The 16864-nt window shown below is 65.1% G+C and carries 19 protein-coding genes; 11 read left to right on the plus strand and 8 right to left on the minus strand.

The window, feature by feature from the left end:
• The 5 genes from JWN03_RS30605 to JWN03_RS30625 form a co-directional block, all read left to right on the plus strand.
• On the plus strand, window positions 1-917 hold a 917-nt coding region (locus JWN03_RS30605; protein ID WP_297622262.1), incomplete at its 5' end, for an NAD(P) transhydrogenase subunit alpha.
• Window positions 917-1258 (plus strand): NAD(P) transhydrogenase subunit alpha, encoded by a 342-nt coding sequence (locus tag JWN03_RS30610; protein ID WP_297622263.1) that lies wholly within the window; start codon window positions 917-919, stop codon window positions 1256-1258. The genes JWN03_RS30605 and JWN03_RS30610, both read left to right, overlap by 1 nt.
• Window positions 1259-1261: 3 nt before the next feature.
• Window positions 1262-2683, plus strand: coding sequence for an NAD(P)(+) transhydrogenase (Re/Si-specific) subunit beta (locus JWN03_RS30615; protein ID WP_297622264.1), 1422 nt, complete (start codon window positions 1262-1264; stop codon window positions 2681-2683).
• 62 nt (window positions 2684-2745) lie between these two features.
• Complete coding sequence (locus tag JWN03_RS30620) at window positions 2746-3321, plus strand: TetR/AcrR family transcriptional regulator (RefSeq protein ID WP_297622265.1); 576 nt, start codon at window positions 2746-2748, stop codon at window positions 3319-3321.
• Window positions 3322-3411: 90 nt separating this feature from the next.
• Window positions 3412-4200: an SDR family oxidoreductase gene (locus JWN03_RS30625; protein WP_297622266.1), complete on the plus strand. Its 789-nt coding sequence runs from the start codon at window positions 3412-3414 to the stop codon at window positions 4198-4200.
• Between the two features lie 114 nt (window positions 4201-4314).
• Here JWN03_RS30625 and JWN03_RS30630 read toward each other — a convergent pair whose 3' ends face one another.
• The 4 genes from JWN03_RS30630 to JWN03_RS30645 all read right to left on the minus strand — a co-directional run bounded on the left by JWN03_RS30630 (window position 4315) and on the right by JWN03_RS30645 (window position 6307).
• Window positions 4315-4905: a TetR/AcrR family transcriptional regulator gene (locus tag JWN03_RS30630; protein ID WP_297622268.1), complete on the minus strand. Its 591-nt coding sequence runs from the start codon at window positions 4903-4905 to the stop codon at window positions 4315-4317.
• A 69-nt stretch (window positions 4906-4974) separates the two neighbouring features.
• Entirely contained in the window at window positions 4975-5166 is a 192-nt protein-coding gene (locus JWN03_RS30635) for a DUF397 domain-containing protein (protein WP_297622269.1), read from the minus strand.
• Entirely contained in the window at window positions 5163-5354 is a 192-nt protein-coding gene (locus JWN03_RS30640; protein ID WP_297622270.1) for a DUF397 domain-containing protein, read from the minus strand. Before JWN03_RS30640 ends, JWN03_RS30635 begins: the two co-directional genes overlap by 4 nt.
• On the minus strand, window positions 5351-6307 hold the full coding sequence (locus tag JWN03_RS30645) for a DUF5753 domain-containing protein (protein ID WP_297622271.1): 957 nt from the start codon (window positions 6305-6307) through the stop codon (window positions 5351-5353). The genes JWN03_RS30640 and JWN03_RS30645 overlap by 4 nt, the downstream gene beginning before the upstream one ends.
• A gap of 353 nt (window positions 6308-6660) precedes the next feature.
• On the opposite strand from JWN03_RS30645, the gene JWN03_RS30650 reads away from it, so the two are divergent.
• The 4 genes from JWN03_RS30650 (at window position 6661) to JWN03_RS30665 (ending at window position 9615) form a co-directional block, all read left to right on the plus strand.
• Window positions 6661-6888 (plus strand): hypothetical protein, encoded by a 228-nt coding sequence (locus JWN03_RS30650; protein ID WP_297622272.1) that lies wholly within the window; start codon window positions 6661-6663, stop codon window positions 6886-6888.
• A gap of 35 nt (window positions 6889-6923) precedes the next feature.
• A complete protein-coding gene (locus JWN03_RS30655; RefSeq protein WP_297622274.1) occupies window positions 6924-7124 on the plus strand; it encodes a hypothetical protein in 201 nt (66 codons plus the stop codon).
• A 384-nt stretch (window positions 7125-7508) separates the two neighbouring features.
• Window positions 7509-8924, plus strand: coding sequence for an MFS transporter (locus tag JWN03_RS30660; RefSeq protein ID WP_297622276.1), 1416 nt, complete (start codon window positions 7509-7511; stop codon window positions 8922-8924).
• Between the two features lie 187 nt (window positions 8925-9111).
• Window positions 9112-9615: a hypothetical protein gene (locus JWN03_RS30665; RefSeq protein ID WP_297622278.1), complete on the plus strand. Its 504-nt coding sequence runs from the start codon at window positions 9112-9114 to the stop codon at window positions 9613-9615.
• 48 nt (window positions 9616-9663) lie between these two features.
• On the opposite strand, the gene JWN03_RS30670 is transcribed toward JWN03_RS30665, so the two are convergent.
• Window positions 9664-11367, minus strand: a complete 1704-nt coding sequence (locus JWN03_RS30670) for a metallophosphoesterase (RefSeq protein WP_297622280.1) — start codon at window positions 11365-11367, stop codon at window positions 9664-9666.
• A gap of 196 nt (window positions 11368-11563) precedes the next feature.
• On the opposite strand from JWN03_RS30670, the gene JWN03_RS30675 reads away from it, so the two are divergent.
• Entirely contained in the window at window positions 11564-12883 is a 1320-nt protein-coding gene (locus JWN03_RS30675) for an FAD-binding oxidoreductase (protein WP_297622288.1), read from the plus strand.
• 47 nt (window positions 12884-12930) lie between these two features.
• Entirely contained in the window at window positions 12931-13221 is a 291-nt protein-coding gene (locus tag JWN03_RS30680; RefSeq protein WP_297622282.1) for a GNAT family N-acetyltransferase, read from the plus strand.
• On the opposite strand, the gene JWN03_RS30685 is transcribed toward JWN03_RS30680, so the two are convergent.
• From JWN03_RS30685 to JWN03_RS30695, 3 genes are all read right to left on the minus strand, one after another.
• On the minus strand, window positions 13218-13559 hold the full coding sequence (locus JWN03_RS30685; RefSeq protein WP_297622284.1) for a hypothetical protein: 342 nt from the start codon (window positions 13557-13559) through the stop codon (window positions 13218-13220). The genes JWN03_RS30680 and JWN03_RS30685 overlap by 4 nt on opposite strands.
• A 191-nt stretch (window positions 13560-13750) precedes the next feature.
• On the minus strand, window positions 13751-15457 hold the full coding sequence (locus JWN03_RS30690; protein ID WP_297622286.1) for a cutinase family protein: 1707 nt from the start codon (window positions 15455-15457) through the stop codon (window positions 13751-13753).
• A gap of 246 nt (window positions 15458-15703) precedes the next feature.
• Window positions 15704-16861 (minus strand): acyl-CoA dehydrogenase, encoded by a 1158-nt coding sequence (locus JWN03_RS30695; protein ID WP_297622290.1) that lies wholly within the window; start codon window positions 16859-16861, stop codon window positions 15704-15706.
• Window positions 16862-16864: the final 3 nt, after the last annotated feature.

Raw genomic sequence — 16864 nt, forward strand, 5'->3', positions numbered from 1 at the left:
ACACGGACGTCGTCGTCAAGGTGGCGCCGCCCAATGACGCCGAGATCGCCAAGCTTTCGAGCGGGCAGACACTGATCGGCTTCCTCGCACCGCGCAATGCCGACACCAAGATCGGCGCGCTGAAGGAAGCCGGCGTCCAAGCCTTTGCGGTGGAAGCGATTCCGCGCATTTCGCGGGCGCAGGTCATGGACGCTCTCTCCTCACAGGCCAATGTCGCCGGTTATAAGGCCGTGCTGCTGGCGGCCTCCGAATCCACCAGATTCTTCCCCATGCTCACCACGGCGGCGGGCACCGTGAAGCCCGCGACCGTGCTGGTGCTCGGCGTCGGTGTCGCCGGGCTGCAGGCGCTGGCGACCGCAAAGCGCCTGGGCGGCCGGACCACCGGTTACGACGTGCGCCCGGAGGTTGCCGATCAGGTGCGGTCGGTCGGTGCGCAGTGGCTCGACCTGGGCATCGACGCCGCCGGTGAGGGCGGGTACGCCCGCGAACTCACCGACGACGAGAAGGCCAAGCAGCAGCAGGCTTTGGAAGATGCCATCAAGGGTTTCGACGTGGTCATCACGACCGCGCTCGTCCCGGGCCGTCCCGCGCCGCGCCTGGTGAATGCCGAGGCAGTAGCGGGTATGAAGCCCGGCAGCGTGATCGTGGACATGGCCGGCGAGACCGGCGGCAACTGCGAGCTCACCGAGCCGGGCAAAACCGTTGTGCGGCACGGGGTCACGATTGCCTCGCCGCTCAATCTCCCGGCCACCATGCCCGAGCACGCCTCCGAGCTGTACTCGAAGAACATCTCGGCGCTGCTGGAACTGATGCTGAAAGACGGTGCGCTGGCGCCGGACTTCTCCGATCAGGTGCTCGCCGACTCCTGCGTGACACGCGAGCGAAGCGAGCCGAGCTCTCAGAAGGTGGAAGCCTGATGTACACCGAACTTCTCGCGAATATCGCGATCCTGGTGCTGTCCGGGTTCGTGGGCTTCGCCGTGATCTCCAAGGTGCCCAACACCCTGCACACCCCACTCATGTCCGGCACCAACGCCATTCACGGCATTGTGGTGCTCGGCGCGCTGGTGGTGTTCGGCAAGATCGACCACCCGTCGGTCCTCATGCAGATCATCCTGTTCGTCGCGGTCGTCTTCGGCACGCTGAACGTCATCGGCGGCTTCGTGGTCACCGACCGCATGCTGGGCATGTTCAAGGCCAAGAAGCCTGCTGCTTCGGGCGCGGAGCGCCCTGGTAACACCGAAAAGGCGGACCGCTGAGCCATGGACAATCTGGTCAATATTCTCTACATCGTCGCCTTCGCCCTCTTCATCTACGGCCTGATGGGCCTGACCGGGCCGAAGACCGCGGTGCGCGGCAATCAGATCGCCGCCGTCGGCATGCTGATCGCGGTCGTCGCGACCCTGATCTCCATCCGCCACACCAGTAGCTGGATCATTATCGTCGCCGGTCTGGTGGTCGGCATCGGCCTGGGCGTGCCCCCGGCCCGCTTCACCAAGATGACCGCCATGCCGCAGCTGGTCGCGGCGTTCAACGGTGTGGGTGGCGGTACCGTCGCACTCATCGCCTGGGCGGAATTCCTTGATACCAAGGGCTTCTCGCACTTCCCGTCCGGTGAGCAGCCGACCGCGCACATTGCGATCGCCTCGCTCTTCGCGGCTATCATCGGCTCGATCTCCTTCTGGGGCTCGTGCATTGCGTTCGCCAAGCTGCAGGAACTGCTGTCCGGCAGGCCGATCAGCGTCGGCAAGCTGCAGCAGCCGCTGAACCTGCTGCTGTTCGCGGGCGCGATCGCCGCCGCGGTGGTCATCGGTCTCGGCGCCACCAAAACCGGTGTGTCGCAATGGTGGATGATCGCGCTGCTGGTGCTCGCGGGCATCCTGGGCCTGATGACGGTGCTGCCCATCGGTGGCGCCGATATGCCCGTCGTCATCTCGCTGCTCAATGCGCTCACCGGACTATCCGCTGCCGCAGCGGGTCTCGCGCTGAACAACACCGCCATGATCGTGGCGGGCATGATCGTCGGCGCGTCCGGCACCATCCTCACCAACCTCATGGCCAAGGCCATGAACCGGTCCATCCCGGCCATTGTGGCGGGCGGATTCGGTGGCGGCGGAACAGCTCCCAGCGCTTCCGGCGACGGCGAGCAGCGCCAGGCCAAGGCCACCTCGGCCGCGGATGCCGCGATTCAGATGGCGTACGCCAACCAGGTCATCGTGGTTCCCGGCTACGGCATGGCCGTCGCCCAGGCGCAGCACGCGGTCAAGGAGATGGCGGCGCTGCTCGAGGCCAAGGGCGTCGAGGTCAAGTACGCCATCCACCCGGTTGCCGGTCGTATGCCGGGCCATATGAACGTGCTGCTGGCCGAGGCCGAGGTCTCCTACGACGCCATGAAGGAAATGGACGATATCAACGGCGAATTCAGCCGTACCGATGTCGCCCTCGTCATCGGCGCCAATGACGTCACCAACCCGGCCGCGCGTGAGGATGCCTCCTCGCCGATCTACGGCATGCCGGTGCTGAACGTGGACCAGGCCAAGTCGGTCATCGTGCTCAAGCGCTCGATGAACTCCGGCTTCGCCGGTATCGACAACCCGCTGTTCTACGCCGACACCACCTCCATGCTGTTCGGTGATGCCAAGAAGTCCGTCAGTGCCGTCACCGAGGAACTGAAGGCGCTGTAGCGGTTTCACCCCGAGTACCCCGTTCTTGACCTACAGGTCTAGAACGGGGTACTTTGCTTTCCATGGGCAGGCCACGCGACTTCGAGACGGACACCGTCCTGGAGCGCGCGATGGAGGCGTTCTGGACCCACGGGTACGCGAACACCTCACCTGCCCTGCTCGCCGAGGCCACCGGAATCGGAAAAGGCAGTCTCTACAATGCTTTCGGAAGTAAGCGGGAGCTGTTCGATCAGGTGCTGTCGTACTACGACCGCGCCGGCACCGAGCTCGCCACCGGAGTCCTGGCCGAACCCGGGACCACCCGGGAGCGATTGCGGGCCTGGATGCGGTTCGCGGTGGATACCGATCTCGCACAACCGGTCCGGCGCGGTTGCCTGGTCGCGAATACCGCACTGGAGCTGGCCGGGCACGATGCGGAAGCCAACCGCGCCGTCACTGTCGCGCAGCAGCATATGGTCGAAACGCTGGCCGCTCGCATCGACCGTGGCCGCAGGGACGGCGATGTACCGGCCGAGATCGATCCCCAGGCCTACGCGGAATTCATAGTGAACACCATTGCCGGGCTGCGTGTCATAGCCAAGACTGCCGATTCCGCGACCCTCCATCGAATTATCGATACCGCACTGACCACCCTCTGAACCCCACCCGGTCGCACCGCCTGATCACCAGAGGCGGCGTCTTCTGCTGCCCTAATTTTTGACCTGCAGTTCAAGAAAGGTACACATCACATGGATCTCGGACTCAACGGCAAGACCGCACTCGTCACCGGCGCCAGCCGGGGCATCGGGCTGGCGATCACCGAATTGCTGACAGAGGAGGGCGTGCGAGTGGTCGGCGTCGCCCGCACCGTCACCCCCGAACTCGAAAAGGCCGCGGTTGCAGCGGTTTCGGCGGATTTGAGCACTGCCGCCGGCGCGCTCGCCGCGGTGGAAGCAGCCCTCGCCGAGCTCGGCGGGATCGATATCCTGATCAATAATGTCGGCGGCGGGGACGCGGAAGGGCTCACACTGGGCGGCGTGCTGGACGTCCCCGACGAGCAAGTACGAAAGTCCTTCGACCTCAACCTGTTCGGTGTTATTACGACGACTCGGGCGGCACTGCCGAGCATTGTCGAGCGGCGGGGCGCGATCGTGACCATTTCCTCGATCAATGCACGACTCCCAGCGGTCGGACCGGTCGGCTACAGCGAGGCCAAGGCCGCACTCACCACGTTCAGCAAGCGGCTCAGCGAGGAGTTCGGGCCACAGGGCGTGCGGGCGAATACCGTCTCCCCCGGAGTGGTCGGCACCTCGATCTGGCGGGGTCCGGACAGCATCGGGGCCAAGCTGGCGGCGGCCAATGGCATTACGCACGAACAGTTCATGGAGGCTGCGCCGGACCAGTTCGGCATCGCCTCCGGCCGCATCTCGGAAGCGGAGGAGGTAGCAGCACTGGTGGCATTCCTGGCCTCCGAGCGGGCCGGCAATATTGTCGGCGCGGACTTCGTCATCGACGGCGGGACCGTCAAGACGATCTGAGCCGTGTGAATCCCGGCCAAAAGCATGCCGGGATGACGGGGCACGACATCGTGCGGACAAGCATCGGCCCGTACGCCGAAAGGCGTACGGGCCGTTGTCGTTCGGAGCAATCGCTCAGGTGCTCGTTTCGGCCGGAGCGACGATGCGGCGGATGGCGTCCTTGGTCCAGGCGCGGGCGCTGTCCGGATCGGAGTCGGGGCCGAGGGTGAACTCGGCGACCTGCGGCACCGCGAGCGGATAGTTGATCATGCTCATCAGCAGCATGAGGATATTGCCGGACGGCATATCGGTGCGCATCAGGCCTTTGCCCTGCGCCACCTCCACCTTGCTGCGCTTCTCCAGGTAGCGGCCGCAGCGCAGCTCACCCGCCTGCGCATTCTCGGCGCCCAGTTCCAGCGCCTCCCACATGAGCAGGCGCAGCAACTCGGGGTGGTCGCGGTGGTAGTCGATGTGCTGGTCGATCCAGGTATCGAGGTCTTCGATATCGGTGGTGACCGACTCCGCGACGGCGAGCATGGTCTTCTCCAGCACCTGCCGGAACAGCGCCTCTTTATCGCCGAAGTAGGCGTAGATGAGCTGCTTGTTGGCCTGCGCATTGCGCGCGATCCGGTCCACCCGGGCGCCCGCGATGCCGTGCGCGGCGAACTCGGCGGTAGCGGCGGCGAAAATCCGCGCCTTCGTCGCCTCGGGATCCCTGACTGCCATACCGAACATCATAACCAACCAGATAGTTGACATGGCTCGACCCGGCAAAGGACCCATTTTTACTTCGGCTCAACGCCCCCAGACGTCACCGGCGAGGGAGCGATCCCACTGCTCGCCAGTGAAGAACAGCTCAGGGCCACCGGGGGTCTTGGAATCACGGACACCGACCCGGTCGTCGTCGAGGTAGACCTCTACACATTCGTTGGCCTGCGCGGACCGGCTGGACTTGAACCATGTGCGGTTTCCTGGCGTCGGCGTCACTCACGCCCCCAGACGCCACCGGCGAGGAAGCGATCCCACTGCTCGCCGGTGAAGAACAGCTCGGGGCCGCCGGGCTGCTTGGAGTCACGGACACCGACCCGGTCGACATCGTGAAAGATCTCCACGCATTGCTTCGCGCCGTCTGACTTGCTCGACTTGTACCAGATACCCCGCACCGGCTTCTTCACGACGCGTACTCCTTCGCGACCTGTGCCACCAGATCTCTGGTGGCACCCTCCGTCAACGCTACCGTCCTCAGGCCGTCGATAGCTTGTCGATATTGGCCGATTTCCTCCTCGTGCTCATGGAACGTACTGCCGATCGCACCTTCGGCGTAAACCACTGGGGGAAGGAGCATCCCGCTCGCACCCTTCGGGAACCGCAACATTGTGAACGTATGCATCGTCATCCCCGGATGCGGTCCACTCGAGAATGGGATGACCTGGACGCTGACATTCTCCCGATCCCCGACCTCCGCCAGCCATCGCAGCTGTGTTGCCATCACCGATGCGCTGCCGGCTCGGTTTCGCAACACCGCCTCGGACAGAAAGACTTCCAGTCGGAAGCCGGCGTCTTCGATGCGGGCCTGGCGGTGCGCGGTGAGTTCGAGACGACGTTCCAGATCCACCACCGACAGCTCCGGCTCTCCGATCCGCACGATTGCCCGGCGGTAGTCCGGAATCTGGAACAAGCCGGGAACGATCACCGGCTGGTGCGCAATGATGTGGTCGGCCGCCCCTTCGAGCCGTAGAAACTTCGGGAAGTTCGGGGCGACCTGGTCGGTGTAGGCCTTCCAGAATCCCTTCGAATTCCCCTGCGCCTTAGCCGTTTTGTCCTGCTCCCGAATTTCGGCCCACAGTCTCAGCGCCTCAGCCCGATCCACCGGAGTGGCTTCGTAGAAGTCGAGCAGGCTCTCCAGCTGCGGCGTGGTCAGCTTCGTCGGACTGCCCTCCTCCACGCGCATGAGCACGAACCTGGTCACCTCGAGATGAGACGCTGCTCTGGATAACACAGTGTGCGGCGCACGCTTTCGCAGCCCCTGCATGAAGTTGCCGAAATCCAAGCGAGAGAACGTCAATCCGGCCATTTCGTTAGCCTCGCTATCTGGGGAGTGTTCGTGGCGCACGCGTGCGTAGCGCACTTCAATCTTATTTCGCCCCTAGTTGGTTGTGAATGGATTCATGTGCCCAATCTGGGTGTCTACTAATAGGTGTCAAAGTCGCTATCCGCAAACAGCATTGGCGAGGGGATGTCGTAATGCTTTTGGACACAGACTCTTTCATAATTGTCATACTTTCCGGTCTGGTGATAGTCGCCGTCGTTCGATGGAGCGTCGCCGTCGGCTACTCCCCGACACCGCCCGCGCGGAGTGACACGCCCCTCGTCGCGGGCGGACATGAATTGCATCGCGTTCCGCTGCATAACCTGCACCGGGCGCACGGCCGGCATCGCGCATGATGACCGCATTTCCCTCTCTACCAGCAGGAGTCGATCATGACGAACAGTGAAACCTCCGCCCCTGAAGCCCGGCGGCCCTTCAGTTCACTCCCGGCGTGGCATGCCCGGCCACAGGCCCACGCACAGCTGAGCGACGCCGATGTCCGGCTGCTCCTCGAGGCGCACGGCGAAGATTGCGAGCGAGACGGCTGCGAATTGCGCCGGTATCTACTGAGACTGCAGACGCTGGAGGAATCGCCGGAGATCGTGAGCGGCGGATCGTGAGCCCGCTGCCACAGTGGGCGAAAGTCGGTGCACCTGTGCGGTATTCGGAATTCGACGAAATCCGCGCCGAATGCATCATTATGTCAATCACGCCGTCCGGCAAGATCACCCTCTCCAACGGCGAATTCTTCGGCCCGGCACACCTCATCCCGGGCCGCCGCGACTCCGCAACCTACTTCAAGAAGCACGACCGAAAAACCGGCGTGACAAAAACCGCCCGCAAACCCACCACCTGATACCGGCGCATCCACCCAAGACCCCTCACCCAACGGGCTCGCACCGTGGGGACACCCCGAGGTCCTCCACGACCAGAGCCCTCTCGACGCCTCATCGGGCGGGGATGGCTTGCAACGGGGTAACCAACTAGGCAGTTGACAGGGCTGCACCCGTGGAATACTTTCAACTAACCAGTTGGTTATGCCCCTCGCGAGGGTGAAGTCCTTCGGGGGCCACCGTCCCCGAACCCCCTGAGAACACGGGAAGTTTCGAGGGCCCCGCCCTCGGACCCACTCAGGCGCAATGGCGCGCCGCACGTCCCCACAGTCCCTGCTCCACCGTTCGGGAGAACCGACGTGACCATCCTCGAGAACCGTTCCGCTACAGCTGGTTCCGCGCCAGTAATGACCGCACCGGGCGTCTTCGCCGCCCGCTGGCGGGTGCTGCCGGTCGTCCTCACCGCCATGTTCATGGCGATGTTCGACTACTTCGTCATCAATGTCGCCGCCTCCTCACTGCAAACCGATCTGCATGCCGGTGAGGCCGCCCTCGAACTGGTCATCGGCGGCTACGGATTCGCCTACGCCAGCGGCCTGATCACCGGCGGACGGCTCGGCGACCTGTTCGGCCACCGGCGCATGTTCGTAGTCGGCATGCTCGCCTTCGCCATTGCCTCACTGCTGTGCGGGCTGGCCTGGAACGCCTGGGCCCTGGTCGGATTCCGGGTACTGCAGGGCGCCACCGCAGCGGCCATGGTGCCGCAGATGCTGGCGCTCATCAACACCATGTTCCCGCCGGCCGAGCGTGCCAAGGCCATGTCCGCCTTCGGCGCCACCATCGGACTCGGCGCGGTCTCCGGGCAGGTGCTGGGCGGCGTGCTGCTCGACCTCGATCTGTTCGGATGGGGTTGGCGGACAATCTTCTTCATCAATCTGCCCATCGGCCTGATCGCCGCCTTCCTAGCCGCGCGCTGGCTGCCGCAGCACGAGCAGACCCACCGGCCCCGGCTGGATCCGATCGGCGCGCTGGGCATCTCGGCCGCACTGGCACTGGTGCTGATTCCGGTGACACTGGGCCGCCCGGAGGGCTGGCCGGTGTGGACCTGGGTATCCATGGCCGCCGCACTCCCGGTGTTGCTGCTCACCCTGCGCTACGAGGACCGGCTGGCACGCCGCGGCGGACAGCCCGTGCTCGACACCGAACTGGTGCGCGAGCGGGTATTCGCAGCGGGCATGGTGATCTCCGGCGGTTACCTGGCCTTCTTCGCCGGATTCATGCTCTGCTTGACCCTGCTGCTGCAGAACGGGCTCGGCATGTCACCACTGGCGGCCGGACTGACCTTCGCTCCCCTGGGCGTGGCCTTCGCCACCAGCTCACTGCTCTCTCGCAAGGTCGCCGAGCGCATCGGTAATCGAGTGATGGTGCTGGGCACCAGCATCAGCCTCACCGGCCTGCTCCTCACCATCGGCGTGCTGGCCTGGTACGGCTCCTCCATCAGCGCGGTGGTCCTCATCCCCGGCATGATCCTGGTCGGCACCGGCAACGGTATGACCATCCCGTCCGCCATCGGCGCAGTCCTCTCCTCGGGCATCCCCGCCCACCAGGCAGGCATGGCAGCGGGCGTCCTCACCACCGCGCAGCAGTTCGGAAACGCCGTCGGCGCAACCGTTCTGGGCACCATCTTCTTCACCGCACTCGGAAGCGCCCACGGTGTAGGCGATTTCGTGCACGCCATGGAGATCGCGGCCCTGGCCGCCCTGGGGATCGTCGCGGTCGTCTTCACCGCAGCCCTCACCCTCCCCCGCGCCACCACCCGCTGACCGACTGAACGAGAAGGGCGCGGCATCCACTCGGATGCCGCGCCCTATCGCCTCGGTCATCAATATGGGATGTCGCGCTTTTCGCTGCAGTACAAGTCCGCCGTGTATTTGCGAAAAGGCAATATTTCACATGCCGTGGAACTAATGTCCGCCGAGAAGGGCATTGCGAGCGATGAGTGGAGTGAGAGTGACCGGAAGAACTACCCTGACGCGGCAAATTGTTTGGAGCGCATCGGGTTCGATAGCGGTGGCAGCGTCGGTCATGATGACCGCGTCAGTGGCGTCGGCGGCGACCCCACCGGACAACTTCTACATATCGGCTACCGGCATAGTAGGCACGCCCAGCGTCTTCTACGTCGGCGATACCTACGGTCTGGGCGTAGAGTCGTTCGTTGCCGGCTACCCAAAGACATTGTTAACCGACTTAGGCTCGTCGAAGCGTGACGCCACTGTTGCATTCACCGACAACGGCAGCTGCATCGGCACGGCCGACGTGGCGATCAACCTCGGTATCGGCAGCATGAACTGGATTCCGACCACGACCGGCCAGCACACCCTCACCGCCACCGTGGACTCGGACAAGCAAACCGAAACGATGACCATCACCGTGCTCCCACCCGCAGGCGGCACAACGCCCCCACCCGCGCAGCCGAATAACTGCGCGACCGGGAGCGGCAGCTCGGGTTCCTGAGTAGAAGCGCGGCATCCATTGGGATGCCGCGCTTTTCGCTCCCTCGAGCTAGCCGCGGACCTGGCGGCGGTAGGTGAGTTTGTCGAATTCGCGGCCGTACTCGTCCACCGCGGTCACATCCATTTCGCTCGAGAAGAAGCCTGGGCGTACATCGACTCGGATGAACGAGTAGTTGCGGAATCGCACCCGGGACCAGGGCGCATCCTCTGGCTTCTTGGTTCCACCCGGCGTCCAGACATAGCTGTTCGGCACGTCCGTATCGGCGACCTCGTGCCCGCGGTAGCTTTCCTGGGAGCCGGGCTGGAAGCCGTAGCGAGGGCGGCCGCCGCCGCCCACGGTGTAGTAGACGGTGCCGTCGGTCTCGGGGTAGACGATCGAATTGTCGCCCGCTGCCTTGGATTGCGCGCCGCCGCGAATCGGGTCGGTGCGCTCGAAGACGTGATTGTGGCCCTGCAGCACCAGATCCACCTGGTAGCGGTCGAAGAGTGCGCACCAGGCATCGCGCACGCCGCCGTCGCTGGCGTGGGAATCGGTGGTGGAGTAGGCGCAGTGGTGGAAGAAGCAGACGATGAAATCGATATCCGGGTTCGCGCGGTAAGCGGCGAGAGTTGTTTCCACCCAGCTGTTCTGGGCGCCGCCGGAGTAGCCGGTGTTCGCGCCGATCTCGTAGGAGATGTCATTGGCGTCCAGGGACAGCACCGCGACATTGCCGTAGGTGAAGGAGTACACCGACGGGCAGCCGGCGGGACCGTTGCCCGGGAAGTCCAGGCGCGCAAGGTGTCCGCCGTAACCGTGGGTGCCGTAGGCGGCCTCCATATCGTGGTTGCCGGTGGCGAACATCCACGGGGTGGTCGAGGCGCTGGCCTCGATGGCGCCGAAGTACACGTCCCAGACGTACGGGTTGAACTTGTCGAAACCGTCCGGCGCCTTGCCGCCCGAGCCGACGTACTGCGGCTTCTTGCCCGCGCCCGACGGATCGGCATAGGCGATGTCACCGGCGAGCACATGGAAATCCGGGCGCGCGGCGACGATCTGGTTCAGCACGTTCTTCGTATGCGGGACGGCCGGATCGTTGTCGGCCGCGTAGTACAGGTCGTCGTAGTCGCCGGGCTTCAGGCCGCCGGGCTGCGACGGCACATCGTCGGTGCCCTGATCACCCATCATGGTGAACCGGAACGGCACCACGGCCGCGCGCGCCGTCGGCATGGCGGTGGCCACCGAGCGGACATCACTCACGAAGCCGTCGGAGGTGCGCCAGCGGTAGAAGTGCGGCAGCCGGCCCGGCAATCCGTCGACCGGTGCGTGCACGTAGAACTGTTCCGCCGCCAGCACTCCCCCATCGGAGCTGGGGATCTGCGTCACCAGATTGCGCACCTCGGCCTCGACACTGCCGCCGAGTACCGGCGTCGGCCCGTGCTCGAGAAAGACCTTGGCGCCACCGGGATTCCGGGACAGCTGCGCCGAAAAGCGCAGCTGCCCGGACGCATCCGTGCCGAAGCCGACATGCTGCCCGCCCACACCCAGCGCGGCCTCGTCGGCGTAGGCGCGCGCACCGAACGGCGAGACGCCGACCGCCGCCACCGCCGCGGCGGCCGCTCCGCCGCGGAAGAAATTCCGGCGCGAGACCGGATGGCGGCGCAGGTACGCGCGGTGCCATTCGTACTGCTCGGTCATGGTCATGGTGGCGGCGAGCCGCTCGGGAATGCCGGTATCGGGAACGTCACCGGCGGGATTCAGGCGTTCGGACAGCATGGGTTCGGATGCTGTCCCAAATATGAAGACGCGGCAATCACCCAGGCCCAGCGACACGGAGAACAATCGGTTAACAATGCGAAGGGTTGCGACGAATCGGGCACACACCAACGCGCGCCGATCCCGTAGTTTCACAACTGTGGACCCGCACAGTTCTCCTGATCTCGGCTCACTCCGGGCGCTGCTGCCCGACGGCATGCTGGTGACCGATCCCGACATACTCGATGGCTACCGGCAAGACCGAGCCTTCGATCCGGACGCCGGCACAGCACTGGCACTTGTCCGGCCGAACCGCACCGATCAGGTAGCGGCAGTGCTGAAGTGGGCCTCCGAGCATCGGATTCCGGTGGTACCGCGCGGCACCGGGACCGGACTGTCCGGCGGGGCCACCGCGCAGAACGGGGCGCTGCTGCTGAGCACCGAGCGCATGCGGGACATCACCGTGGACCAGGTCACCCGTACCGCCGTGGTGCAGCCGGGACTGCTGAATGCCGAGGTCAAGCGGACCGTCGCCGAATACGGCCTGTGGTATCCGCCGGATCCGTCGTCGTTCGAGATCTGCTCCATCGGCGGCAATGCGGCCACCAATGCGGGCGGGCTGTGCTGCGTGAAGTACGGCGTCACCACCGATTACGTACTCGGCATGGAGGTGGTGCTGGCCGACGGGACCGTGGTGCGCCTCGGCGGGCCGCGGCTCAAGGATTCGGCGGGGCTCTCGCTCACCAAGCTGTTCGTGGGCAGTGAGGGCACGCTCGGCATCATCACCGAGCTCACGCTGCGGCTACTGCCGGCGCAACCGCCGCAGTCCACCGTGGTCGCGACCTTCCCCAGCCTGACCGCCGCCACCACGGCGATTCTCGCCATCACCGGCACGCTGCGGCCGTCCATGCTGGAGTTCATGGACTCGATCGCCATCAATGCCGTCGAGGACGAACTGCGCATGGGGCTGGATCGGGCGGCGGCCGGACTGCTGGTGGCGCGCTCCGACGCACCCGGCGAGCACGCCGGATACGAGGCCGACATCATGCTGGCGGCCTGCGAAAAGGCCGGGGCCACAGAGGCTTTCCGGACCGATGATCCCGAGGAGGGCGAAGCCTTCTGCGCCGCACGGCGATTCGCCATTCCGGCGGTGGAACGCAAAGGGCCGCTACTGCTCGAGGATGTCGGGGTACCGCTCCCCCGACTCGGCGATCTGGTAGCGGGCATCGCCGAGATCGCGCGGCACCGCGATGTGATCATCTCGGTCATCGCGCATGCGGGCGACGGCAATACCCACCCGCTCATCGTGCACGATCCGAACGACCCGGACGAATCCGAGCGCGCGCACCTGGCCTTCGGCGAGATCATGCAGCTGGCGATCGGCCTGGGCGGCACCATCACCGGTGAGCACGGGGTCGGCCGGCTGAAGAAGGCCTGGCTGCCCGATCAGGTCGGACCCGATGTGATGGCACTCACTCAGCGCATCAAAGATGCCCTGGATCCGCACGGAATACTGAATCCCGGAGCTGTCCTCTGAGGGGCCGCACCGGAACAATCCACCGCACAAGGGAGTTCACACAGACCATGAGTACCAGGCTGGAACACAATGTCGACGCCACCCGCTACGAGATCTATCTCGATGAGACGCTCGCGGGCTACGCCGACTACGCGGAGCGCACCGAGGGCGACACGAAGGTCCGCGACATCCAGCACACCCTCACCTTTCCCGAGTTCCGGGGCCGCGGCGTGGCCGCGCAGGTCGTCGAGTACGCGCTGAACAATGCACGCGCGGAAGGTTTCTCGATCATCCCCACCTGCTGGTATGTCGAGAAGTACATCGGCGAGCACCCCGAGTACGCCGACCTGGTCGGCTAATTGGCGCGATAGCCGCGCCGGCTGTCAGCCGATTCGGCCCGCCGCCACACCAGGAACTGCCGGTCGGCGGTGCTGAGCATCGCCTCGACCACCTTGTCGTTGTCGAAACCCGGTAGTGCCTGCAGGCGAGCCAGGAACGCGGTGTCGGCCGCCGAATGCGGCACTACACAGCCCTTACCGGTGGCGCCGATGAGCACGAAGAAGACATCCTCGGCGAACGGTCCGTCCGCCGTCGTAATGAGGCGCACCTCCGCCAGTTCCGTCCACGCGACCTCTTCCACCCGCCCATTGGCCAGCGTGCGCCGGACGAAGGTGTCGTTGATTTCGACTCCGGCCATTGCTCCATAGTGCTCCTACCGCAGCCGACCCAACAATCCCGAAACTCGGCCTTTACCTGAGGAACACGAAAAGCAGAGCTCCGGCGAGCCGTGCCGTCGCACCAAGGGCGACGGACGGCTGCCGGAGCAATTATCTAGCTACTGAACAGGATTCGGCGTGGGAGCACCGCGCGCCGGACCCTGCACTGTCCTCAGTTCGCGTGTGGCGTGGTGGTCGGAGCAGCGGAATCCGTTGTCGTAGTAGTGGGTGCGGTGGTGGTCGGGGCCGTGGTGGTCGGCTTCACCGCCGCCGGAACCATCGCATCGGTGGTCGTGGTCGGTGCGGTGGTGGTCGGCGCGACCGTCGTGGTCGGAGCGGTTGTCGTCGGCGCGACGGAGGTCGACGCCACGGCCTTCGGATCACCACCCGGTGTGGTCGTGACCGTCGTCGTACCCGACGTCGTGGTGGTGGTCTTGGACGGATCGGTCGTCGTGGTCGGCGCGGTAGTGGTGGACGGCTGCGCGGCCTTGTACGCGGCGGCGAGATCGGCCGGCTCCGGCTTGGCGGTGGTATCGACCTTCTGACCGTTCTGCGCCTGCTGCGCCAGATGGGTGAGCCAGGCCGCCGCGTACTCCGCGGAGGTCAGCGGCTTGCCGTTGGCCGGGTCCGCATCATGCCAGTAGTCGAAGTGGTGGCCGGTGCGGTCCGGGCCGAGCGTCTGGTTGTACGGGTCGCTCAGGATAACCGGGATGGTGTTCGTATTCGTCACGATCAGGCCGACGATCTCGTTGAACACCTTCTGCGGCAGGTACGCCAGATCCGACATTTGGTTGGTTCCGATCGAGGTCGCCGCGACCGGAGCCGCTGTCTGGGTACCCGGCTTGTAACCCGGAGTCGACACCTTCAGCAGGACCTGCAGGAAGGTCTCGTTGCTCTGCAACCAGTGCGGCGTCGACGCGATGTCCTGGAACGCGGCGAGCGCGATACCGGCGAGGTTGACCGCGACATCCTGCCCGGTCGCCGGGGTGAGCCCATTGTTCTGGAGGTCATCCACATTGATGTGCCGACCGACGTTGATGGCCAACTGCAGCAGCGAAATGTTCTGCGGCGCAGAGCAGGTGTCATCGCCGTCGGAGCAGAACGAGGCGATCTTGCCGTTCAGCGAACCGAAGTCACCAGCGGTGTCCGGCAGCGCGCCCTGACCGCCCGCGGTCTTTCCGCCGAAGTTGGCGTCGTAGCCGTCCGGATGGTTCGGGTCCGTTGCGCCGATGAACGTACCGTCTCCCGCCGAGCGGCCCGCGTCGGCGAGAATGACGACACCCATCACATTGTTCGGGTCGACGATGCCGTACTTGCCGTTCTGGTCGGCAGTCTGATGCCCGACCTGCTGTGCGACCTGACGGACCACAACGGATCCCTCGCTGTACCCGACGATCGAGAACTTGGTGTTCGGGCACGCGGCCGAAATCTCCCGCATGACCTGTTCGGTATTGGCGACACCGGTGTTGACCGCGTCCGCTTCGTTGTTCAGGTTGGCCGGGTACGCGATGTAGACCGCGGCATTGTTCGAGTTGGGATCGGCATTGGGCGCGTTGACAACCGGATCCAGCCACTCGCTGCTGTAGTCACCCGACAGCGCGGCGGGCAGTGCATTGCCGTTCGCGTCGACCAGCATCTTCGTGGTCGCCTCGTTGGGCGAGTCGTTGCGGCCCGCCACCGAAATCGTCACCATGTCATGGCATTCCGTGACCGACGAGGTGAGCCGCGGATCGGCATTGCGAGTAGTGCTGGACGGCAGCGCAAATGAGACGGCCACCACAATCGCTATACCCAGGACAGCCGGCACAGCGGCGGCCGAAGCGATCTTATGCTTCCCGAAGAATGCGCGTTGCCGCACATAGAATTCACGAAAATCCATGGCCCATATCCCCATTCGAACAAGAACAAGCGGAAGTACAGGCCCCCCGACGGGCCATGTGTCACAGGGGATGTCGCTGTGGGATCCGTGAGCGTTACTTAAGCGAACAATGAGCTATCGCAACCAGGCCGCAACTTTCCGCCGCAAACCCGCGTGAACTGCACCGATTCATAACGCGCCGGAGGCGGTTCCGAGATGAACTCGGAACCGCCTCCGGCGATTTTCAAGATCGGCTACGCCGCCGCGTTACCGCAGGATCTGGCGCGACATGACCAGACGCTGGATCTGGTTGGTGCCCTCGTAGATCTGGGTGATCTTGGCGTCGCGCATCATGCGCTCCACCGGGAAGTCGGTGGTGTAACCCGCGCCACCGAAGAGCTGGACGGCATTGGTGGTGACCTCCATGGCCACATCCGAGGCGAAGCACTTGGCGGCGGCGGAGATGAAACCGAGGTTCTTCTCGCCACGCTCGGCGCGGGCCGCGGAGGTGTAGACCATCAGGCGAGCCGCTTCGACCTTCATGGCCATATCGGCCAGCATGAACTGGGTGTTCTGGAAATCGGCGATGGCCTTGCCGAACTGCTTGCGGTCCTTGGTGTACGCGATGGCCGCGTCCAGGGCGCCCTGCGCGAGGCCGACGGCCTGCGCGCCGATGGTCGGGCGGGTGTGGTCCAGGGTCTGCAGGGCGGTCTTGAAACCGGTGCCCGGCTCGCCGATGATGCGATCGCCCGGAACCTTGCAGTTCTCGAAATACAGCTCGGCGGTCGGGGAACCCTTGATGCCCAGCTTGTGCTCCAGCGGGCCGACGACGAAGCCCTCGTCGTCCTTGTGGACCATGAACGCCGAGATGCCGTTGGCACCCTTGTCGGCGTCGGTCACGGCCATGACGGTGTACCAATCGGACTTGCCGCCGTTGGTGATCCAGCACTTGGAACCGTTGATGATCCAGTCGTCGCCGTCCTGGCGGGCCCGGGTGCGCATGCTCGCGGCATCGGAACCGGCTTCACGCTCGGACAGCGCGTAGGACGCCATGCCGCCGGCGACGATGTCCGCCAGCACCTGCTGCTTGAGCTCCTCGGAGCCCTGCAGGATCAGGCCCATGGTGCCGAGCTTGTTGACCGCGGGGATGAGCGAGGAGGAACCGCAGACGCGGGCGACCTCTTCGATCACGATGCAGGTGGCGACCGAGTCGGCGCCCTGGCCGCCGTAGGCCTCCGGCACGTGCACGGCATTGAAGCCGGCGGCATTGAGGGCCGTCAGCGCCTCCTGCGGGAAGCGGGAGTTGCCGTCGACGTCCTTCGCGTACGGGGCGATCTCCTTCTCGGACAGTCCGCGAATGGCCTCGCGCAGCTCATCGTGGAAATCCTCGAGCTTGAACAGATCGAAATCGGGGTTGCCCGCCATGGG

Origin of the sequence: Nocardia sp., from assembly GCF_025465275.1 — a bacterium.
Taxonomy (GTDB): Bacteria; Actinomycetota; Actinomycetes; order Mycobacteriales; family Mycobacteriaceae; genus Nocardia.